Source organism: Pseudomonas sp. R4-39-08 (assembly GCF_003852275.1).
Taxonomy (GTDB): domain Bacteria; phylum Pseudomonadota; class Gammaproteobacteria; order Pseudomonadales; family Pseudomonadaceae; genus Aquipseudomonas.
The window spans coordinates 3,495,382-3,513,782 of the sequence record NZ_CP027733.1 but is presented as its reverse complement, the minus strand read 5'-3'; the positions used below and the strand labels follow the sequence as shown (position 1 = coordinate 3,513,782).

24 protein-coding genes are annotated in these 18,401 nt (G+C 61.4%); 8 read left to right on the top strand and 16 right to left on the bottom strand.

The genetic code is table 11. The features are described 5' to 3' along the window. Nucleotides 1-27: 27 nt before the first annotated feature. The 4 genes from C4J88_RS16250 to cysG are packed head-to-tail and all read left to right on the top strand — an operon-like array spanning nucleotide 28 to nucleotide 4,416. On the top strand, nucleotides 28-1,353 hold the full coding sequence (locus C4J88_RS16250; RefSeq protein ID WP_124367404.1) for a replication-associated recombination protein A: 1,326 nt from the start codon (nucleotides 28-30) through the stop codon (nucleotides 1,351-1,353). After that, entirely contained in the window at nucleotides 1,350-1,724 is a 375-nt protein-coding gene (gene crcB, locus C4J88_RS16245) for a fluoride efflux transporter CrcB (RefSeq protein WP_124363281.1), read from the top strand. The genes C4J88_RS16250 and crcB overlap by 4 nt, the downstream gene beginning before the upstream one ends. A gap of 16 nt (nucleotides 1,725-1,740) precedes the next feature. Beyond that, entirely contained in the window at nucleotides 1,741-3,021 is a 1,281-nt protein-coding gene (serS, locus tag C4J88_RS16240; RefSeq protein ID WP_124363280.1) for a serine--tRNA ligase, read from the top strand. Beyond that, on the top strand, nucleotides 3,022-4,416 hold the full coding sequence (gene cysG / locus C4J88_RS16235; RefSeq protein ID WP_124407549.1) for a siroheme synthase CysG: 1,395 nt from the start codon (nucleotides 3,022-3,024) through the stop codon (nucleotides 4,414-4,416). It begins immediately after the preceding gene. A gap of 189 nt (nucleotides 4,417-4,605) precedes the next feature. Here the strand turns inward: cysG and C4J88_RS16230 are convergent, their stop codons facing one another. The 6 genes from C4J88_RS16230 to tusD all read right to left on the bottom strand — a co-directional run bounded on the left by C4J88_RS16230 (nucleotide 4,606) and on the right by tusD (nucleotide 8,042). Next, complete coding sequence (locus C4J88_RS16230) at nucleotides 4,606-5,601, bottom strand: glutathione S-transferase family protein (RefSeq protein ID WP_124367402.1); 996 nt, start codon at nucleotides 5,599-5,601, stop codon at nucleotides 4,606-4,608. 88 nt (nucleotides 5,602-5,689) lie between these two features. Then, complete coding sequence (locus C4J88_RS16225; RefSeq protein ID WP_124367401.1) at nucleotides 5,690-6,691, bottom strand: glycosyl transferase family protein; 1,002 nt, start codon at nucleotides 6,689-6,691, stop codon at nucleotides 5,690-5,692. Continuing rightward, nucleotides 6,688-7,023, bottom strand: coding sequence for a TusE/DsrC/DsvC family sulfur relay protein (locus C4J88_RS16220; protein WP_124407548.1), 336 nt, complete (start codon nucleotides 7,021-7,023; stop codon nucleotides 6,688-6,690). Before C4J88_RS16220 ends, C4J88_RS16225 begins: the two co-directional genes overlap by 4 nt. After that, nucleotides 7,020-7,298: a sulfurtransferase complex subunit TusB gene (tusB, locus tag C4J88_RS16215; RefSeq protein WP_124407547.1), complete on the bottom strand. Its 279-nt coding sequence runs from the start codon at nucleotides 7,296-7,298 to the stop codon at nucleotides 7,020-7,022. The genes C4J88_RS16220 and tusB overlap by 4 nt, the downstream gene beginning before the upstream one ends. Next, on the bottom strand, nucleotides 7,298-7,648 hold the full coding sequence (gene tusC / locus C4J88_RS16210; RefSeq protein ID WP_124407546.1) for a sulfurtransferase complex subunit TusC: 351 nt from the start codon (nucleotides 7,646-7,648) through the stop codon (nucleotides 7,298-7,300). Before tusC ends, tusB begins: the two co-directional genes overlap by 1 nt. Before the next feature lies 1 nt (nucleotide 7,649). Then, complete coding sequence (gene tusD, locus C4J88_RS16205; RefSeq protein ID WP_124367398.1) at nucleotides 7,650-8,042, bottom strand: sulfurtransferase complex subunit TusD; 393 nt, start codon at nucleotides 8,040-8,042, stop codon at nucleotides 7,650-7,652. 159 nt (nucleotides 8,043-8,201) lie between these two features. Between tusD and C4J88_RS16200 the strand changes: the two genes are divergently transcribed. Next, nucleotides 8,202-9,377: a CaiB/BaiF CoA-transferase family protein gene (locus tag C4J88_RS16200; RefSeq protein WP_124407545.1), complete on the top strand. Its 1,176-nt coding sequence runs from the start codon at nucleotides 8,202-8,204 to the stop codon at nucleotides 9,375-9,377. Between the two features lie 64 nt (nucleotides 9,378-9,441). Here the strand turns inward: C4J88_RS16200 and C4J88_RS16195 are convergent, their stop codons facing one another. The 4 genes from C4J88_RS16195 to C4J88_RS16185 all read right to left on the bottom strand — a co-directional run bounded on the left by C4J88_RS16195 (nucleotide 9,442) and on the right by C4J88_RS16185 (nucleotide 11,949). Continuing rightward, nucleotides 9,442-10,272 (bottom strand): IS3 family transposase, encoded by an 831-nt coding sequence (locus C4J88_RS16195; RefSeq protein WP_256659123.1) that lies wholly within the window; start codon nucleotides 10,270-10,272, stop codon nucleotides 9,442-9,444. An 8-nt stretch (nucleotides 10,273-10,280) separates the two neighbouring features. Continuing rightward, nucleotides 10,281-10,589 carry a transposase gene (locus C4J88_RS27800; protein WP_256658866.1) on the bottom strand — a complete coding sequence of 103 codons (309 nt, stop codon included), beginning with the start codon at nucleotides 10,587-10,589 and terminating at the stop codon, nucleotides 10,281-10,283. Nucleotides 10,590-10,723: 134 nt separating this feature from the next. Then, complete coding sequence (locus C4J88_RS16190; RefSeq protein ID WP_124367396.1) at nucleotides 10,724-11,218, bottom strand: SprT family zinc-dependent metalloprotease; 495 nt, start codon at nucleotides 11,216-11,218, stop codon at nucleotides 10,724-10,726. A 128-nt stretch (nucleotides 11,219-11,346) separates the two neighbouring features. Further along, nucleotides 11,347-11,949 (bottom strand): Yip1 family protein, encoded by a 603-nt coding sequence (locus C4J88_RS16185; RefSeq protein WP_124371051.1) that lies wholly within the window; start codon nucleotides 11,947-11,949, stop codon nucleotides 11,347-11,349. 295 nt (nucleotides 11,950-12,244) lie between these two features. Here C4J88_RS16185 and ttcA point away from each other — a divergent pair, with 295 nt between their 5' ends. Both ttcA and C4J88_RS16175 read left to right on the top strand, forming a co-directional pair. Further along, nucleotides 12,245-13,069, top strand: a complete 825-nt coding sequence (gene ttcA, locus C4J88_RS16180; RefSeq protein WP_124363269.1) for a tRNA 2-thiocytidine(32) synthetase TtcA — start codon at nucleotides 12,245-12,247, stop codon at nucleotides 13,067-13,069. A 67-nt stretch (nucleotides 13,070-13,136) separates the two neighbouring features. Further along, complete coding sequence (locus tag C4J88_RS16175) at nucleotides 13,137-13,808, top strand: DNA-3-methyladenine glycosylase I (protein ID WP_124407544.1); 672 nt, start codon at nucleotides 13,137-13,139, stop codon at nucleotides 13,806-13,808. A 62-nt stretch (nucleotides 13,809-13,870) separates the two neighbouring features. Here C4J88_RS16175 and C4J88_RS16170 read toward each other — a convergent pair whose 3' ends face one another. The 3 genes from C4J88_RS16170 to arsC are packed head-to-tail and all read right to left on the bottom strand — an operon-like array spanning nucleotide 13,871 to nucleotide 15,226. Continuing rightward, nucleotides 13,871-14,278 carry a DUF2069 domain-containing protein gene (locus C4J88_RS16170; RefSeq protein WP_124363267.1) on the bottom strand — a complete coding sequence of 136 codons (408 nt, stop codon included), beginning with the start codon at nucleotides 14,276-14,278 and terminating at the stop codon, nucleotides 13,871-13,873. Next, entirely contained in the window at nucleotides 14,262-14,876 is a 615-nt protein-coding gene (wrbA, locus tag C4J88_RS16165; protein ID WP_124367392.1) for an NAD(P)H:quinone oxidoreductase, read from the bottom strand. The genes C4J88_RS16170 and wrbA overlap by 17 nt, the downstream gene beginning before the upstream one ends. Further along, the gene (arsC, locus tag C4J88_RS16160) at nucleotides 14,873-15,226 is read right to left on the bottom strand and encodes an arsenate reductase (glutaredoxin) (protein ID WP_124407543.1); all 354 of its coding nucleotides are present in this window, start codon (nucleotides 15,224-15,226) and stop codon (nucleotides 14,873-14,875) included. Before arsC ends, wrbA begins: the two co-directional genes overlap by 4 nt. A 115-nt stretch (nucleotides 15,227-15,341) precedes the next feature. On the opposite strand from arsC, the gene C4J88_RS16155 reads away from it, so the two are divergent. After that, entirely contained in the window at nucleotides 15,342-15,803 is a 462-nt protein-coding gene (locus C4J88_RS16155; protein ID WP_124363264.1) for a TlpA disulfide reductase family protein, read from the top strand. A 641-nt stretch (nucleotides 15,804-16,444) separates the two neighbouring features. On the opposite strand, the gene C4J88_RS16150 is transcribed toward C4J88_RS16155, so the two are convergent. From C4J88_RS16150 to C4J88_RS16140, 3 genes are all read right to left on the bottom strand, one after another. Continuing rightward, nucleotides 16,445-16,849 carry an META domain-containing protein gene (locus tag C4J88_RS16150; protein ID WP_124363263.1) on the bottom strand — a complete coding sequence of 135 codons (405 nt, stop codon included), beginning with the start codon at nucleotides 16,847-16,849 and terminating at the stop codon, nucleotides 16,445-16,447. After that, nucleotides 16,846-17,286 (bottom strand): hypothetical protein, encoded by a 441-nt coding sequence (locus C4J88_RS16145; RefSeq protein ID WP_124367389.1) that lies wholly within the window; start codon nucleotides 17,284-17,286, stop codon nucleotides 16,846-16,848. Before C4J88_RS16145 ends, C4J88_RS16150 begins: the two co-directional genes overlap by 4 nt. Before the next feature lie 71 nt (nucleotides 17,287-17,357). Then, the gene (locus tag C4J88_RS16140; protein WP_124371048.1) at nucleotides 17,358-18,347 is read right to left on the bottom strand and encodes a 2-hydroxyacid dehydrogenase; all 990 of its coding nucleotides are present in this window, start codon (nucleotides 18,345-18,347) and stop codon (nucleotides 17,358-17,360) included. Between the last annotated feature and the right edge of the window lie 54 nt (nucleotides 18,348-18,401).

Genomic DNA, 18,401 nt, shown 5'->3' with positions numbered 1-18,401 from the left:
ACTCCCCAGAGGTTTCAAACGCTGCCCATGGATCTGTTTCGAAGTGACCCGATTGCCCAGCCTCTGGCCGCGCGCCTGCGCTCGACCAACCTGGACGAGTACGTCGGTCAGGAACACCTGCTCGCTCGCGGCAAGCCCTTGCGTGAAGCCCTGGAGCAGGGTGCGCTGCACTCGATGATTTTCTGGGGGCCGCCGGGCGTGGGTAAAACCACCCTGGCGCGGCTGCTGGCCAAGGTCTCGGATGCGCACTTCGAAACGGTCTCAGCCGTGCTGGCCGGGGTCAAGGAGATCCGCCAGGCGGTGGAAATCGCCAAGCAGCAGGCCGGGCAATACGGCAAGCGCACCATCCTGTTCGTCGACGAAGTGCATCGCTTCAACAAGTCCCAGCAGGATGCGTTCCTGCCGTACGTCGAAGACGGCACGCTGATCTTTATCGGCGCCACCACCGAAAACCCTTCGTTCGAATTGAATAACGCGCTGCTCTCGCGGGCGCGCGTCTACGTGCTCAAGAGCCTGGACGAAGCGGCGATGCAAAAGCTGTTGCAGCGCGCCTTGAGCGAAGACAAGGGGCTTGGCAAGCGCCAGCTGAGCGTCAGTGAAGAGGGCTTCAAGATCCTGCTCACCGCCGCCGATGGCGATGGCCGACGGTTTCTCAACCTGCTGGAGAACGCCTCGGACCTGGCCGAAGATGGCGGCGAGATTGGCGTCGACCTGCTGCAAAGCCTGCTGGGCGACACACGCCGGCGTTTCGATAAGGGCGGCGAAGCGTTCTACGACCAGATCTCGGCGCTGCACAAATCCGTACGCGGTTCCAACCCGGACGGCGCGCTGTACTGGTTTGCGCGCATGATCGACGGCGGTTGCGACCCGTTGTACCTGGCACGCCGCGTGGTGCGCATGGCCAGCGAGGACATCGGTAATGCCGACCCGCGCGCCCTGAGCCTGTGCCTGGCCGCCTGGGACGTGCAGGAGCGCCTCGGCAGCCCGGAAGGCGAGCTGGCGGTGGCCCAGGCCATTACCTACCTGGCGTGCGCGCCCAAAAGCAATGCGGTGTACATGGGCTTCAAGTCGGCGATGCGCGCGGCGGCCGAACACGGTTCGCTCGAAGTGCCGATGCACTTGCGCAACGCGCCGACCAAGTTGATGAAACAGCTGGGTTACGGTGATGAGTACCGCTATGCCCATGATGAGCCGGACGCTTACGCGGCCGGTGAGGACTACTTTCCCGATGAGCTGGAACCGTTGCCGCTCTATCAGCCGGTGCCCCGTGGCCTGGAGCTGAAGATCGGTGAGAAGCTCAATCACCTGGCCGCACTCGATCGTTTAAGTCCCAGGCAGCGGAGAAAATCATGATTCCTTTAGTGGTCGCCGTCTCGGCGGGCGGTATCGCGGGTACACTGCTGCGCTTTGCGACGGGTAACTGGATCAACGCGAATTGGCCCAAGCACTTCTATACCGCGACGCTGGCCGTTAATATCGTGGGCTGCCTGTTGATCGGTGTTTTATACGGCCTGTTCCTGGTGCGTCCCGAAGTACCGATTGAGGTGCGCGCCGGACTGATGGTTGGCTTCCTTGGCGGCCTGACGACCTTTTCATCATTTTCACTGGATACCGTACGCCTGCTGGAAAGCGGGCAAGTGCTGCTGGCGATTGGCTATGCAGCTATCAGCGTATTCGGCGGGCTGCTCGCCACCTGGGCCGGCCTGTCCTTGACCAAACTTTGATAAACGAGAGACCGACATGCTCGATTCCAAACTGTTACGTAGCAACCTTCAGGACGTAGCGGACCGCCTGGCATCCCGTGGCTTTGCCTTGGATGTTGCGCGCATCGAAGCGCTGGAAGAACAGCGCAAGACCGTCCAGACCCGCACCGAAGCACTGCAGGCTGAGCGGAATGCGCGTTCCAAGTCCATCGGTCAGGCCAAGCAGCGCGGCGAAGACATCGCGCCGTTGATGGCGGACGTCGAGCGCATGGGTACCGAGCTGTCCGACGGCAAAGCCGAGCTGGACAAAATTCAGTCCGAGCTGGATTCGATCCTGCTGGGCATCCCCAACCTGCCCCACGAATCCGTGCCGATTGGCGCGGACGAAGACGGCAACGTTGAAGTGCGCCGCTGGGGCACGCCCAAAGCCTTCGATTTCGATATCAAGGACCACGTTGCCCTGGGCGAATTGACCGGCGGCCTGGATTTCGAAACCGCCGCGAAAATGTCCGGCGCGCGTTTCGCCCTGTTGCGTGGCCCGATTGCGCGCATGCATCGTGCCCTGGCGCAGTTCATGATCAACCTGCACACCGCCGAGCACGGTTACGAAGAGGCCTACACCCCGTACCTGGTGCAAGCGCCGGCGTTGATGGGCACCAGCCAGTTGCCGAAATTCGAGGAAGACCTGTTCAAGATCAGCCGCGACGGCGAAGCCGACTTGTATCTGATCCCGACCGCGGAAGTGTCGCTGACCAATATCGTCGCTGGCGAAATCCTCGATGCCAAGCAACTGCCGCTCAAGTTTGTCGCCCATAGCCCGTGCTTCCGCAGTGAAGCCGGCGCCTCGGGGCGCGACACCCGTGGCATGATCCGCCAGCACCAGTTCGACAAGGTCGAGATGGTCCAGGTGGTCGAGCCGTCCAAATCGATGGAAGCGTTGGAAGGCCTGACGGCCAACGCCGAGCGCGTCCTGCAGTTGCTGGAGCTGCCGTATCGCGTGCTGGCGTTGTGCACCGGTGACATGGGTTTCAGCGCCGTGAAGACCTACGACCTCGAAGTGTGGGTGCCGAGCCAGGACAAGTACCGCGAGATTTCGTCGTGCTCCAACTGCGGCGATTTCCAGGCCCGACGCATGCAGGCGCGTTTCCGCAACCCGGAAACCGGCAAGCCGGAACTGGTGCACACCCTCAACGGTTCGGGCCTGGCAGTAGGCCGTACGCTGGTGGCAGTGCTGGAAAACTACCAGCAGGCCGACGGTTCTATTCGTGTGCCTGAGGTGCTCAAGCCCTACATGGCGGGCGTCGAGGTCATCGGCTAAATGGAATTTCTGCCGCTGTTTCATAACCTGCGCGGCAGTCGTGTGCTGGTCGTCGGCGGCGGGGAGATTGCCTTGCGCAAATCCCGGCTGCTGGCCGATGCCGGGGCGTTGCTGCGGGTGGTTGCTCCCCAGATCGAAGACCAGTTGCGTGAACTGGTGCTGGGCAGTGGCGGGGACCTGATGTTGCGCGGTTATCAGGAGACGGACCTCGACGGTTGCGTGCTGATCATCGCGGCCACCGACGACGAGCCACTGAACGCGAAAGTGTCCAGTGATGCCAAGCGGCGCTGTGTACCGGTCAATGTGGTGGATGCGCCGGCCCTGTGCAGCGTGATCTTCCCGGCGATCGTCGACCGTTCGCCGTTGGTGATCGCGGTGTCCAGTGGCGGCGATGCGCCGGTACTGGCGCGCTTGATCCGGGCCAAGCTGGAAACCTGGATTCCGTCCACCTATGGCCAGTTGGCCGGGTTGGCGGCGCGTTTTCGTGCCCAGGTCAAAGGTTTGTACCCGGATGTGCAGCAGCGACGGGCGTTCTGGGAAGAAGTGTTCCAGGGCCCGATTGCCGACCGGCAACTGGCCGGGCAGGGCGATGAGGCTGAGCGTCTGTTGATCGAAAAGGTCAATGGCGCGCCGCCTTACGCACCGGGTGAGGTATACCTGGTGGGTGCAGGCCCGGGCGACCCGGACCTGCTGACCTTCCGCGCCTTGCGCCTGATGCAGCAAGCCGACGTGGTGTTGTATGACCGGTTGGTGGCACCGGCGATCCTGGAACTGTGCCGCCGGGATGCCGAGCGCGTGTACGTCGGCAAGCGTCGCGCCGACCATGCCGTGCCGCAGGACCAGATCAACCAGCAACTGGTGGACCTGGCCAAGCAAGGCAAGCGCGTGCTGCGCCTCAAGGGCGGCGATCCGTTCATTTTCGGGCGTGGCGGTGAAGAGATCGAGGAATTGGCGGCCCATGGCATCCCGTTCCAGGTGGTCCCGGGGATCACGGCGGCCAGTGGTTGCGCGGCCTATGCGGGCATTCCGTTGACGCACCGTGACTACGCGCAGTCGGTGCGGTTTATCACCGGCCACTTGAAGAATGGCACCTCGGACCTGCCCTGGCAGGACCTGGTGGGGCCGTCACAGACCCTGGTGTTCTACATGGGCTTGATTGGCTTGCCGATCATCTGCGAGCAATTGATCAAGCACGGGCGCGCGGCGGATACGCCGGCGGCGTTGATTCAGCAGGGCACCACCGCCAACCAGCGCGTATTCACCGGCACCCTGGCCGACTTGCCGCGCATGGTGGCGGAGCATGAAGTGCATGCGCCGACGCTGGTGATCGTGGGTGAGGTGGTGGTGTTGCGCGAGAAGCTCAAGTGGTTCGAAGGCGCCCAGGCCCAGGTCTGAGACCAATTGATCGTTCCCACGCTCTGCGTGGGAATGCCACCTTGGACGCTCCGCGTCACGCGGTACAGCTCAATGTGGACAAGTGACGCAGAGCGTCACGGGGTGCATTCCCACGCAGAGCGTGGGAACGATCAGTGTGGGAGGGGGCTTGCCCCCGAAGAGGCCATCAGCTTCAGCTCATCATCCGGATCAGCTCCACACACCTTTGCCATTCAACCGCTTCCGATCATGCCCAACATCAAACCGCTGCAGCGGCCCCTTCGGCACAATCCCCGTCGGATTGATGGTGCGGTGGCTGGCGTAGTAATGCCCCTTGATGTGCTCAAAATCCACCGTCTCGGCCACCCCCGGCCACTGATACATTTCCCGCAACCAATTCGACAGATTTGAATAATCGGCAATCCGCCGCAGGTTGCATTTGAAGTGGCTGTAATACACCGCATCAAAACGAATCAGCGTGGTGAACAGCCGCACATCCGCCTCGGTCAGGTATTCGCCGGCCAGATAGCGATGCTCGCCCAGGTGCTGCTCCAAATGGTCCAGCTCGGCAAACACGTCATCGAACGCACCTTCATAGGCCTGCTGCGAGGTGGCGAACCCCGCGCGGTACACGCCGTTGTTCACGGCCGGGTAGATGCGTTCGTTCAGCGCATCGATGGTCGGGCGCAGTGCGTCGGGATAGAAATCCAGGGTATTACCGGTCAGCTCATCAAATGCGCTATTGAACATGCGGATGATTTCCGCCGACTCATTGCTGACGATGCGTTTGAGCTTTTTGTCCCATAACACCGGCACCGTGACACGCCCGGTGTAGTCAGCGGTCTCAGCGGTGTAGCGCTGGTGCATGAAGTCGAAGCCGTCGAGCGCGTCGCCGCTGGAGCCGTGGGCCTTGTCGAAGGTCCAGCCGTTTTCCAGCATCAGCCAACTGACCACCGAGACGTCGATCAGGCTTTCCAGGCCCTTGAGCTTGCGCAGGATCAAGGTGCGGTGGGCCCAGGGGCAGGCCAGAGAGACGTAGAGGTGATAGCGACCCGCCTCGGCCTTGAAGCCGCCTTCGCCACTCGGGCCGGGCTGGCCGTCGGCGGTCACCCAGTGGCGGCGTTGCGCCTGTTCACGCTGGAACGCACCGTCTGCGCTACTTTCGTACCATTGGTCTTTCCAGTGTCCTTCGATCAGCAAACCCATGACTGGCTCCTTGGCTAATAAGCGTTGGAGCCCAGTCTAAAGGGATGAGTTCGAACTAAAAGCGCAAAGACCCGAGGTGAATGATCGATTAAATCGATTTGTCGCGCGCATCCCAATACTGCTGGGCCAGTTCAAATGCCTGCTCCCGGGTGTGTCCGAGGCCGCGCAAAGCCAGGGCCATGGTCGCGATCAGTGCCAGTTGCGGGTAGCTGTCCTCGACCTCGCCACGCCACAGGGCTTTGAGATGCTCAGGCGCAAGGCTCGCCGGTTTGACGTGGCGCTGGGCGGAGAGGGCGGGCCATTCTTCGTCCCAGCTCAGGCCACCGGTGGTGCCGTACAGGTGGCTGAGGGTGTCGGGGTTGATTTCGACTTCGCCGCCATCGCCCTTGACCACAATCACGTTGTCGCCCAGCAGGCCGCTGGCATCGCGGTGCACGCCTTGATAACCCGGGTGGAAGATGCTTTGCAGGCCGCAACGGGCATTCAGCGGGTTGAGCAAGCGTGCCAGGGAGTGGATCGGCGAGCGCAGGCCCAGGGTGTTGCGCAGGTCGATCATGCGCTGCAACTGAGGCGCCCAGTCGCCCAGCGGGATAAACGCCAGGTTGCCTTGTTCATACGCCGCCTCGACCTGCTGCCAATTGCGGCACAACGGTATCTGCAAACGCTCCAGCAATTGCTCGGTGTACAGGCGGCCCGCCGTATGCGCGCCGCCGCCGTGCATGAGGATGCGCACGCCGTTTTGCGCCAGGCATTTGGCCGCCAGCAGGAACCACGGCAAGTGGCGCTTTTTGCCGGCGTAGGTCGGCCAGTCGATATCCACCTTCAAGGCGGGCGGGTTCAAGCGCTCGCGCACCGCTTCGGTGAAACCGGCGAGCTCTTCCGGGCTTTCTTCCTTGTGACGCAACAGCATGAGAAAGGCGCCCAGTTGGGTGTCTTCGACTTTTTCATCGAGCAGCATGCCCATGGCTTCCCGCGCTTCCTCACGGGTGAGGTTGCGCGCGCCGCGCTTGCCTTTGCCGAGGATGCGCACGAACTGCGCAAAAGGGTGCTCTTCAGGCGTTGAGAGGGTCAGTGGGGCAAAGTCGGTCATAAGCAATTCGTCGGCCTGGGCAGGCCCGCCAGCTTGGCGGCAAGTTTGGCGGGAGTGCCGTTGAACAGTTTATTGAGGTGCAGGCTGTTGCCCTTGTCCGGGCCGAGCTTCAAGGCGGCGTACTTGATCAGCGGGCGCGTGGCCGGCGACAGCTGATATTGCGCGTAAAAGCCGCGCAGCAGTTCGAGGATTTCCCAATGGTCCGGGGTCAGTTCCAGCGATTCGGCGGCGGCCAGGGCGTCGGCAATCTCGGCAGACCACGCCTCGAGGTCGACCAGGTAGCCGTCCTTGTCCAGTTCGAGGGTGCGCGTGCCTACGGTCAGCGTATTCATAACCAGGTATTAACCTTGTCATAGTCGATCGACAACTGCACGAAACCCGGATAGTCCACGCTGTCGGCCCAGTCCGGCAAAGGCAGGTTGCGCGCCTGCATGTCTTCAGCCAGCACGAACACCTTCACGCCTTTGGTGTGCAGGGCCGGGTTGCGCAGGCCGTAGGCGCCGTCGCCGCACAGCAGGATCGCATCTGCGCTGGCACAGACGCGCAGACAGCTGTCGAGACGGCTGTCGGTAAAGGGGGAGTGGGACACCACATGTAGAGTCGACATCAGAGGGTAATCACCTGGTCGTAACGTTCAATCAGTTGGGAAATGGCGGCAGGGGCCAACGGCTGCGCGCTGGCCGGCACACCCAGCCCGCGTTCGGCCAGGCTGTGGCTGCAGGCGAACACGTCATCGATGCCGAACAGCCCCAGGGCTTGCAGGTTGGCGCTCAAATCCTTTTGTTGCACGGCCTTGGCGTCCTGGTGCGATGCGAGCTGGAACACGCCGTCGTCCAGAAACAGCAGGCCGATCGGCAGATCGAACGCGCCACCGGCCAGCACGATATCCAGCGCTTCTCGCGCACTGGGGCCGGACCACGGTGCCTGGCGGCTGATCACCAGCAATGACTTGGCCATGTCATGAACCTCCAAAACAGATCAGGCGGTCGGCGTCCTGGATCGCGTCATGCAGTTGCCCCAGCCCCGACAGCGCCCAGGGCGCCTCCAGGTTCACCGCGCTGCGTTGATAGCGCATGGCTTCCTCGGCGTTGAGCACGCCACGGCGCAGGGCTGCAGCGATGCAGACGACGCCGTCGAGCTGGTGGGCGCTGACGAACTCGCGCCATTGGCGCGCGATGTCTTGCTCATCCTGGGGCGCGACGATGTTATTGGACGCGCTGTACACGCCATCCTGATAAAAAAACAGCCGCACAATCTCATGCCCACCGGCCAGCGCCGCCTGGGCGAACAACAGGGCGCGGCGCGAGGAGGGCGCGTGGGCGGCGCTGAACACTGCAATCGCGAACTTCATGGAACACTCTGCCAATAAAACGTGGGCCAATGATAAAGCCGTGGCGACGAAAAAGCCCGCCGTGATCAAAACGGTCAGGGGGGTTGATCGTTCTGACGATTGCCGTCGACGCTCAAGGCTGACTACGCTGTGAACCGTCGAATCGAAAACGGAGTTTGTATGTCAGGCCCCTTGGCGTCCCTCAAAGTGCTGGATTTTTCCACCCTGTTGCCCGGCCCGTTCGCCTCACTGATGCTGGCGGACATGGGCGCCGAGGTGCTGCGCATCGAATCGCCGACGCGCATGGATCTGTTGCGCGTCTTGCCGCCCCATGATCAGGGCACCTCGGCGAGCCATGCCTACCTCAATCGCAACAAGCGCAGCCTGGCGCTGGACCTCAAGCGGGCCGAGGCGCTGCAGATTGTGTTCGAGCTGGTCAAGGGCACCGACATCCTCATCGAGCAATTCCGCCCCGGCGTGATGGAGCGCCTGGGCCTGGGGTATGCGGCCTTGAACGCGATCAACCCGAGGCTGATCTACGTGTCGATCACCGGCTACGGCCAGACCGGCCCTTACAGGGATCGCGCCGGCCACGATATTAACTACCTGGCCGTGGCCGGTGTGGCCAGCCACACCGGGCGGCGCGACAGCGGGCCGTTGCCGTTGGGGGTGCAATTGGCGGATATCGGCGGCGGGTCGTTGCATGCGGTGGTGGGCTTGCTCGCGGCGGTCATCTCGCGGCAGCAGAGCGGCGTCGGCCAGTACCTGGATGTGAGCATGACCGACTGCGCGTTCAGCCTGAACGCCATGGCCGGTGCGGGTTACCTGGCCTGCGGGGTGGAACCGGCGTGGGAAAACCATGTGCTCAATGGCGGCAGTTTTTACGATTATTACCGCACCCGTGATGGGCGTTGGATGTCGGTGGGCAGCCTGGAACCGGCCTTCATGCAGCAATTGTGCGAAGCACTGGGGCGACCGGAGCTGGCGCTGCACAGCCTCAAGCCTGAGCAGCAGCCGGCCCTCAAGCAGGCGCTGCAGGTGGAATTCGAAAAACGCAGCTTTGATGAAGTGTGCGCGTTGTTTGCTGGAGTGGATGCGTGCGTGGAACCGGTGTTGAACTTGAGTGAAGCGGTAGCGCATCCGCAGCTGCAGGCGCGCGGGCTGATCAGCCAGGTGCCCAGGGGCGATGGCTCGACCCAGGCGCAGATTGCCTGCCCGCTGAAGTTTTCCGAGGGGTTGCCGGCGCCACGGCATATTGGTGCCGCCGTAGGGGCGCACAGTGATGAGGTGCTGGTGGAGTTGGGGTTCAGTGCTCAGCGGATAGGGGAATTGCGCCAGGCCAAGGTTGTCGGGTGACTGTTCTGATGCCATCGGGGGCAAGCTGTTCTGGTCAAGTTCTTCCGGACACCGATTACGGTGATCAAGCCGCCTTCTGCTCCATGGCTATTGGCGACAGGTAGTTGTTGTAGCTGTGGAGCCTGATTCGGTTGTATCGCATGAAGAAGCTGGTCATATCCTGCTTGGCTTCTTCAACTGTCATATAGCCCTTGGTGGGCACCCACTCTGATTTGAGCGTCCCGAAGAAACGCTCTGTTGGCGCGTTGTCCCAGCACTGCCCCCTACGGCTCATGCTTTGCGTTATCCCATGCCCCAGCAGCTCGGACTGAAAGTGCTGGCTGGTGTATTGGCAGCCTTGATCTGAATGAAACATCAAGCCTGCATGTTTGCCTCGAACCTCCACCGCCATTCTCAGCGCCTTGCTAACCAGGTTGGCGTCATTGATCAGAGAAAACGCCCAGCCAACGATTCGGCGGGCGAACAGATCAATGACCACTGCCAAGTGATACCAGCGTTTCCCAACCATTAGACTGGTAACGTCGCCGCACCAGACTTGATTAATTGCGGTTGGCTCGAAGTTACGCTCAAGCAGGTTCTTGGCCACAAATGCTTCAACGCCTCTAGAGCGATATTGATGGCGGCGGCGCTGTCTGCTGGCCAGATTTGCCTCCGCCATAAGTTTTCCGGCCAGATGCCGACCCACCTTGATCTGCTGGGCCTTCAGGCGCTGAGAGATCATCCGCGCGCCTGCGCTTTCTCGGCTTTCGACATGCAGTTGCACGACTTTTGCTCTAAGCGCGTCACGCTTGGTATTTGGCGCTGAGCGACGCTTAATCCAGTCATAAAACGCGCTGCGAGAAACGCCTAGCGCACTGCAAAGCAGGCTGGTCGGATATGAACTCGACTCCCTCAGTTCCTCGATCAGGAAAAACGATCGGGATCCGACATCAAGAGAGCCGTAGCCTTTTTTAAGATTTCAGCCTCACTCTCCAGGCGCTTGACCTTGGCTCGTAGCTGTTGAAGCTCTCGCTGTTCGTCGCTGATAGCCTTGGTACCTGCCACTGGCTGCCCTTTGTGACGCTCTTTACGAACCTGATCAACCCAGCGGCGCAGAGCCGTAGGGCCAACGTCCATCGATGCACAGACGTCGGGAACTGAGCAGTTATCATCAAGAACCATGCTTGCAGCACGTTGCTTGAACTCGTGGGTGTAGGTCTTTCGCTGTTGCATGGAACCTCCTGATTGGGCGAATCATATCGCCCTTAAGAGGTGTCCGGGATCATTAGGCCAGTTCAAGCCCCCTCCCACACTTTGATTTGTGAATACATTCAAATGTGGGAGGGGGCTTGCCCCCGATGAGACTCTCATTCCACCCGAGTTTCCCCAGTAAACACCAGGGTCTGCCGACACCGCCGACACAAATACCGCCGCCCCTGGCCTACCAGCCCATGCCGCTGCGGCGAAAACGGGAAGTCGCTGTCGGCACACGGGCACCGGTAGATATAGCGCGTCACCTGGCGCCGCTTGACTTCATAGGTGTGGCAACGGTCCGGCGGCAGTTCGTAAACCCCACGCATGATCAACTGCCATTCCTCACCATGGGGCTGGATGCGCTCGCCAAACAGTTGGTGGGCGATCAGGTGCGCCACTTCGTGGGCCACGGTTTGTTTGAGGAAATGTTGGCTGTTTTCACGGTAAAGCTGAGGGTTGAAACGCAGCAGGTTTTCGTGCAAATGCGCGACACCGGCTTTCTGGCCCCGCAGCTTGAGACTGACCTTGGGGCGTTTGAAGCTTCGTTTGAAAAAGGATTCGGCTTGCAGGAAACAATCTTCGACGCGGGTATTGAGTTGCTCGGGCATGCTGTACATATCTCCAGAGATGTCCAGTATGCCGCAAAGCAGGGTGTTTCCGAATCTGTCAGGCGCCGAATGGTCACGCATAACGCACAAAGCCACCTTGTGGTGGCTTTGCCTGCGGTAAAAAAGGCTTAACTGGTGTAGATCGGCCCAACGCCCAGGCCCCAGACGATCACGGTAAACGCCATGATCGCCACCAGCACCACCAGTCCTACAGCCAGTACCGAGCTGGAAAACAGGAAGCCTTCATCCGGGTCGATGCTCATGAAGGTCGGCAGCCCCACATACAGCAGGTATACCGTGTAGCAGATCGCCGCCGTGCCCACGACCATGCCCAGCCACATGTGCGGATAAAGCGCCGCCAGCCCGCCAATAAACAGAGGCGTCGCTGTGTAGGTGGCGAAGGCCACGCAACGCGCCATGCTGGGGTTGGCGTCGTAGGTGCGGGCCATCCAGTGAATGAACGCACCCATCACCGCCACGCCGCCGAGCATTGCAGCGTAGGACATCAGGGTCATCCACAGCGCGCTTTCCTGAGTCAGCATGACCGGGGCGCGGTTGCCGATCACCCAGCCGACCTGAGTGGTGCCGATAAAGGCTGAGACGGCGGGAATCGCCGCGAGAACCAGGGTATGGGTGAGGTACATGTGGCTGATGCTTTCTTCTTTATCGCCACGAATTTCCCGCCATTCCTGATCGGGATGGGTAAAAAGCCCCACGACGTGATGGATCATGCCAGTCACTCCTGTCGTTATTACCATCGCCCCCCAGCGGAGCGCTACCGGCCAAATGGCCTGCAAGGTCCGGATAGTTGTGCGACCTCTAGTCGCAGTATAGGAAGTGATGTCCTGGAAAACTGTAGGGCCTTTAGAGTAAATCGCGCTGTAAACATAGGTGCTAATCGCGGCACGGTCTGTAGCGGGCAATGGATTCAAGGTGGGAGGGGCTTGCTCCCACATTGAATCCGAGGCGCTCAGGTCGCTAAAATACCCCGTTTTTCGTCACACACTTGCAGCGGATCCAAGCGCCATGGGCACTCTTACGGTCAACCAGAACAAACTGCAAAAACGCCTGCGTCGCCTGGCCGGTGAAGCGGTCGCCGATTTCAACATGATCGAGGAGGGCGACAAGGTCATGGTCTGCCTTTCCGGCGGCAAAGACAGCTATACCCTGCTCGATGTGCTGCTGCACCTGCAAAAGGTCGCGCCGATCAAGTTCGAGATCGTCGCCGTCAACATGGACCAGAAACAGCCAGGTTTTCCCGAGCACGTGCTGCCGGCCTATCTCAAGGAACTGGGCGTCGAGTACCACATCGTCGAGAAAGACACTTATTCGGTGGTCAAGCAGTTGATCCCCGAAGGCAAGACGACCTGCTCGCTGTGCTCGCGCCTGCGGCGTGGCACGCTCTATACCTTTGCCGATGAGATCGGCGCGACCAAGATGGCCCTGGGGCATCATCGCGACGATATCGTCGAAACCTTCTTCCTTAACATGTTCTTCAACGGTTCGCTCAAGGCCATGCCCCCCAAGCTGCGCGCCGATGACGGGCGCAACGTGGTGATCCGCCCGCTGGCGTATTGCAATGAGAAGGACATCCAGGCGTATGCCGACTTCAAGCAATTTCCGATCATTCCGTGCAACCTGTGCGGCTCCCAGGAAAACCTGCAGCGCCAGGTGGTCAAGGACATGCTGCTGGAGTGGGAACGCAAGACGCCGGGCCGCACCGAAAGCATCTTCCGCAGCCTGCAGAATGTGATCCCGTCGCAATTGGCCGACCGCAACCTGTTCGACTTCACCAGCCTGAAAATCGATGAAACCGCCGCCTCGCGTTTCGTCAATGTAGTGAACCTCTAACGCTCTACAACGCTCTGAAAGACGGCGCTCACGGGCGCCGTTTTCATTTCACCTGCCAGGAGAGGGCATGCGCGATTACAAGTGGCTGCACGAATATTGTCTGAACCGTTTTGGTTCAGCGGCCCAGTTGGAAGCCCATCTGCCGGTGCCCAAGACCCCGGCGCAATTGCGCAGGATCAGCGCTGACCGCTACCTGTCGACCCTGGCGCTGCGCGTGTTCCGTGCAGGCTTGAAGCACAGCGTGGTGGACGCCAAATGGCCGGCGTTCGAACAGGTGTTCTTTGGCTTCGACCCGGAAAAGGTCGTGCTGATGGGCGCCGAGCATTTGGAACGCCTGATGCAGGACGCCCGCATCATCCGTCACCTGGGCAAGCTCAAGAGCGTGCCGCGCAATGCGCAGATGATCCTGGATATCACCCAGGAGAAGGGCAGCTTCGGCGCGTTTATCGCCGAGTGGCCAGTCACCGATATCGTTGGGCTATGGAAGTACCTGAGCAAGCACGGTCACCAGTTGGGCGGCCTGTCGGCACCGCGCTTTTTGCGCATGGTGGGCAAGGACACTTTTGTGCCGAGCTATGACGTGGTGGCGGCATTGAATGCGCAGAAGATCGTCGACAAGGTGCCCACCAGCCTGCGCGACCTGGCGACGGTGCAGGGCGCCTTCAACCAGTGGCATGCCGATAGTGGGCGGCCGATGTGCCAGTTGTCGATGATGCTGGCTTACACCGTCAACCATTGATCGTTCCCACGCTCTGCGTGGGAATGCTGCCCAGGACGCTCTGCGTCCCAGACCTTGCTGTATCAGACTGCCGCCAACCGCCGATTCAACTGGTGCCGCCAGCGCACATACAGCAACGCCGTACAAAACAGCGCCAGGCTTGCCACCATCTCAAGCACCCCGAACCCTTGGCGGTTCGGGTCATACGCTGCCAGCGCGCCCTTGATGAAATACAGGTTCACCACAAAGCACATCCACGAATGCCCGCGTGCGCTGCCCAGGATCATGCCTGGCGCCAGCACCAGCAGCGGCACCAGCTCGATCAGCAGGATCACCCACGGACGCGCGCCGTGCAGGTCGGCGACGAACAGGTAGTACACGCACAACAAGCCCACCAGGCCAAAAAACGCCAGAAGGCTGAGTGCGCGCGCGAGCTTGACCCGCGGCTCCAGCCACGCCTGGGGCGGCAGGACCTTAGGCTGCCTGGCCACGGCCGTTCTCCAGCAGTGTGGCGGTTTTTGCCAGGCGCAGGCCCAGGGCGCGGCACAGCGTGATTTCATGGGGGTCGAGCATGCGCTTGCCATCAGGCCCGGCGTGGTGGCTGGCGCCATACGGCGTACCGCCGCCCTGGGTGTCGAGCAGCGCCTGCTCGCTGTAGGGCAGGCCGGTGATCAGCATGCCGTGGTGCAACAGCGGCAGCAGCATCGACATCAGCGTGGTCTCCTGGCCGCCGTGCAGGCTGGCGGTGGAGGTGAACACGCCAGCAGGTTTGCCGACCAGGGCGCCGGTGAGCCACAGGTTGCTGGTGCCATCGAGGAAGTACTTGAGCGGCGCGGCCATGTTGCCAAAGCGCGTCGGGCTGCCGAGGGCCAGGCCCGAGCAGTTTTTCAGATCATCCAGGCTGGCATACAGCGCGCCCTCGTCCGGAATACTCGGCGCCACGGCTTCGCACTCGGTGGAGATCGCCGGCACCGTGCGCAGCCGGGCTTCCATGCCGCCTTGCTCGATGCCCCGGGCAATCTGCCGGGCCATTTCGCTGACCGAGCCATTGCGGCTGTAATACAACACCAGCACATAGGGGGTCGTCACGGCAGCAACTCCAGTACATTTTCCGGCGGACGGCCAATGATGGCTTTATCGGCGGTTTCCAGGATGGGACGTTCCATCAGCTTGGGGTGTTCGGCGATAGCATTGATCAGATGCGCTTCGCTGAGACTGGCGTCGGCCAGGTTGAGGCTTTTGTATTCCTCTTCGCCGGTGCGCAACAACTGACGGGCGCTTAGGCCAAGCTTGGCCAGCAGGGCCTTTATTTGCGTAGCGTTCAGTGGGGTTTCCAGGTAGCGCACCACGGTAGGCGTGAGGCCACGGGCTTCCAGCAGTTCCAGCGCACCGCGGGATTTCGAGCAGCGCGGGTTGTGATAAAGCGTCAGATCGGTCATGTGCGGGTCGCATCTTGCGTAAGGTGGCGGGTATTCTACCTGCGCTGCGGGCCGTCCTTAAACCGTAAGAGGCGATAGGCCGCAGCCAACGTTCATTTTTACGAAGGATTACCCCATGACAAGGCGACTGATCGGTGCATTGGCGATCATCACAACCCTGCTGCTCAGTGGCTGCGGTAACGATTACGGCGTTGACCAGTATGGCCAGAAAATACCGGCCGAACGCCTGGACAAGCAGTGGCTGGTGGTCAATTACTGGGCTGAATGGTGTGGCCCGTGTCGCACGGAAATCCCCGAGCTCAACGCCCTGGCCGAGCAACTCAAAGCGCAGAATGTGGGCGTGTTCGGGGTCAATTTCGACAATGTGCAGGGTGAGGAGCTCAAGGCCGCCAGCGACAAGCTGGGCATCAAGTTCACCGTGCTGGCGCAGAACCCGGAAGGGATCTTCGATATTCCACGCAGCGAGGCGCTGCCGGTGACCTATATCATCGATGACAAAGGCAAGGTGCGCGAACAACTGATGGGTGAGCAGACGGCGCAAGGGGTGTTGGCCAAGCTCAAGGCCCTGCGCGGTTAAAGCATCAACTCAGAGCCAATGTGGGAGGGGGCTTGCTCCCGATTGCGGTGGGTCAGCTTGATAATTGCTAGCTGATATACCGCTATCGGGGCATAGGTATCTACACAACTTTGTAGCAGCATAAGTAACCACGCTGCGAAGCGAGCCGCTCTTGATCTTGCTCTTGATCTAGGCGCCCCGTTAAACCACGCTGGCCGTAATCCGATAGTGATTTGGGGGGTAAACCGGCAGGGATGCCGGTTTAGCCGCCCCGCGCCATGGATGGCGCGTGGCGGCGGCCCCCAAATCACTGTCGGATTACGGGCACACCGAGCCTAAGCGAGGTGCCGAGTGGTGGGGCAAGAGCGTTTTGCTTACTTTTGCGCTTTTCAAAAGTGAGACGCCGTAAGGGCGGAACCCATAGCAGCCGTTACCGCAGCAACGGATATGTACTCGCTCTGATCCAGCATCCTGGTCGGCTGTCAGGCCGCCATCGGGAGCAAGCCCCCTCCCACATTTAGGTCGCGGGGTATCAGCTAGAGAGGCTTCGGCTCCTGAGCCGTCACAGGTTCAGGGCCGTGCCAAAGTTGTGTAGATACCTATGGCTATCGGGGCAAGCCCCCTCCCACATTTTGATCCCACCAGATCAAAGATCGTTGCCGTCAGCCTTCTTCAAGCCACAGGCGGATCGGCTTGCCTTGGGCCGGCCAGAAGCGGGTCTGTTCGATCGGCGAGATGTCCCAGCGCTGTACGCCCTGCAGGGCCTGGAAGAAGCGGTGCTCCTGTTCCATCAACGCCTCGGCGCACATTTTGCGGGTGCTGCCGATCGGGCCGAAGCTGAGCTTGTCGCCTTCGAGGGTGTACGGCGCAAACCAGTGGTTGCAGCCGCCATTGCCATAGGCGCGCCCATCGGCACCGAGGGTCACGGTCAGGTGCGCGTAGTCCATCAAGGGCCGCTCGCCTATCCACTCCACCACATAGCTGTGATCCTGCTTGAGCTTGGCCGCATCGCCGGCGCAGCCACTCAGGGCCGCGCCCACGGCGGCAAGCAGCAGCAGGCCCTTCATTGTGCGGCCCGCTGGCATTTCGGGCAGCGGTGGTGGTCGCCTTCGCTGGCCCAGCCGAGTTCTTTGATACGTGCGTTGGCGGCCGGCTGCAGCGGTTCTTTGGTCAGCTTGGTTTCCACCGCGAATTCAAACTCCAGCACGCTGTCGCAGCTGTCGCAATTGACCTTCCAGGTGTGAATCTCCAGCTCGCCGAATTTCGGCCCCAGGGCCATGGCGACCCATTGGCCCGCCGGGCGGATGGAGTAGCGCGCGTCACCTTCCACGGTCAGGCGCATCGACAGGGTTTTGCTGCCGCGCAGGGTGACGATCAGCACGTCGCCATGCTTGATCGAACCACCGTTGCCGGTGACTTGATAACGGCCCGGCACCAGGGCGCGGCATTCGATCAGGGTGTGTTGCGGGCTCAGCAAGCTGAAGCGGAAATCGTGTTCGGCCATGGATCCTCCAAATAGGCGCGGCATCCTATCACGGGTGCCGGCTCATCATGAGCCCGGTATGTGACCGCTGATCATCCCTCGACGAGGTTCTGCGCGCGGCCATCGGCCCACGCCGCAATATTGGCCAGCGTCGTGCCGGCAATCGCCGCCAGCGCCTCGCGGGTCAGGAAGGCCTGGTGGGCGGTGATGATCACATTGGGAAAGGTCAACAGGCGGGCGAGCACGTCGTCTTGCAGGGGCAGGTCCGAACGGTCCTCGAAAAACAGCTGCGCCTCTTCCTCATAAACATCCAGCCCCAGGTAACCGAGTTGGCCGTTCTTGAGCGCCTCGACCAGTGCCGGCGTGTCGACCAGGCCGCCGCGACCGGTATTGATCAGCATCGCACCCGGTTGCATGTGTGCCAGGGCGCGGGTGTCGATCAGGTGTTTACTCTCGGCGGTCAGCGGACAATGCAGGCTGATGATCTGCGCCTCGGCGAGCAATTCGGGCAGGCTCACGTAGCGTGCGCCCATGGCTTGCACCTGAGGGTTGGGGAAGGGGTCGTAGGCCAGCAACTGGCAGCCAAAACCGGCCATGATCCTGGCGAAGGTGGCGCCGATCTGCCCGGTGCCGACCACGCCGACGGTTTTGCCGACCAGATCGAAACCGGTGAGCCCGTGCAGGCTGAAGTCGCCATCGCGGGTACGGTTGTAGGCGCGGTGCAGGCGCCGGTTCAGGGCGAGGATCAGGGCCACGGCGTGTTCGGCCACGGCGTGGGGCGAGTAGGCCGGTACGCGCACCACGCTCAGGCCCAGGCGCTTGGCGGCGTGCAGGTCAACATGGTTGTAGCCGGCCGAGCGCAACGCAATCAGGCGCGTACCGCCACTGGCCAGTTGCTCGAGCACCGGGGCGCTGAGATCATCGTTGATAAACGCGCAGACCACCTCGTGCCGTTCGGCCAGGGCGACGGTGTCGAGGTTGAGGCGGGCGGGTTGGAATTGCAGCTCGATCCCCTGAGGGCGCGGCTCACCGAGAAAACTTTCGCGATCGTAGGCCTGGCTGCTGAAAAGAATCACGCGCATTAAAAGGCTCCCTGCAATTTATACCTTGGGAATGCTGACTCAATGTGGGAGGGG

Excerpts from the sequence above, each read along its gene's own strand:
- C4J88_RS16200 (WP_124407545.1), top strand. The coding sequence starts at position 8,202 with ATGTCAGGCCCCTTGGCGTCCCTCAAAGTGCTGGATTTTTCCACCCTG.
- C4J88_RS16150 (WP_124363263.1), bottom strand. The coding sequence starts at position 16,849 with ATGAAGGGCCTGCTGCTGCTTGCCGCCGTGGGCGCGGCCCTGAGTGGC.
- tusB (WP_124407547.1), bottom strand. The coding sequence starts at position 7,298 with ATGTCGACTCTACATGTGGTGTCCCACTCCCCCTTTACCGACAGCCGT.
- C4J88_RS16225 (WP_124367401.1), bottom strand. The coding sequence starts at position 6,691 with ATGACCGACTTTGCCCCACTGACCCTCTCAACGCCTGAAGAGCACCCT.
- ttcA (WP_124363269.1), top strand. The coding sequence starts at position 12,245 with ATGGGCACTCTTACGGTCAACCAGAACAAACTGCAAAAACGCCTGCGT.
- C4J88_RS16230 (WP_124367402.1), bottom strand. The coding sequence starts at position 5,601 with ATGGGTTTGCTGATCGAAGGACACTGGAAAGACCAATGGTACGAAAGT.
- serS (WP_124363280.1), top strand. The coding sequence starts at position 1,741 with ATGCTCGATTCCAAACTGTTACGTAGCAACCTTCAGGACGTAGCGGAC.
- C4J88_RS16190 (WP_124367396.1), bottom strand. The coding sequence starts at position 11,218 with ATGCCCGAGCAACTCAATACCCGCGTCGAAGATTGTTTCCTGCAAGCC.
- C4J88_RS16185 (WP_124371051.1), bottom strand. The coding sequence starts at position 11,949 with ATGATCCATCACGTCGTGGGGCTTTTTACCCATCCCGATCAGGAATGG.
- C4J88_RS27800 (WP_256658866.1), bottom strand. The coding sequence starts at position 10,589 with ATGCAACAGCGAAAGACCTACACCCACGAGTTCAAGCAACGTGCTGCA.
- arsC (WP_124407543.1), bottom strand. The coding sequence starts at position 15,226 with ATGACCGATCTGACGCTTTATCACAACCCGCGCTGCTCGAAATCCCGC.
- crcB (WP_124363281.1), top strand. The coding sequence starts at position 1,350 with ATGATTCCTTTAGTGGTCGCCGTCTCGGCGGGCGGTATCGCGGGTACA.
- C4J88_RS16220 (WP_124407548.1), bottom strand. The coding sequence starts at position 7,023 with ATGAATACGCTGACCGTAGGCACGCGCACCCTCGAACTGGACAAGGAC.
- C4J88_RS16145 (WP_124367389.1), bottom strand. The coding sequence starts at position 17,286 with ATGGCCGAACACGATTTCCGCTTCAGCTTGCTGAGCCCGCAACACACC.
- C4J88_RS16175 (WP_124407544.1), top strand. The coding sequence starts at position 13,137 with ATGCGCGATTACAAGTGGCTGCACGAATATTGTCTGAACCGTTTTGGT.
- C4J88_RS16140 (WP_124371048.1), bottom strand. The coding sequence starts at position 18,347 with ATGCGCGTGATTCTTTTCAGCAGCCAGGCCTACGATCGCGAAAGTTTT.
- tusD (WP_124367398.1), bottom strand. The coding sequence starts at position 8,042 with ATGAAGTTCGCGATTGCAGTGTTCAGCGCCGCCCACGCGCCCTCCTCG.
- cysG (WP_124407549.1), top strand. The coding sequence starts at position 3,022 with ATGGAATTTCTGCCGCTGTTTCATAACCTGCGCGGCAGTCGTGTGCTG.
- tusC (WP_124407546.1), bottom strand. The coding sequence starts at position 7,648 with ATGGCCAAGTCATTGCTGGTGATCAGCCGCCAGGCACCGTGGTCCGGC.
- C4J88_RS16155 (WP_124363264.1), top strand. The coding sequence starts at position 15,342 with ATGACAAGGCGACTGATCGGTGCATTGGCGATCATCACAACCCTGCTG.
- C4J88_RS16250 (WP_124367404.1), top strand. The coding sequence starts at position 28 with ATGGATCTGTTTCGAAGTGACCCGATTGCCCAGCCTCTGGCCGCGCGC.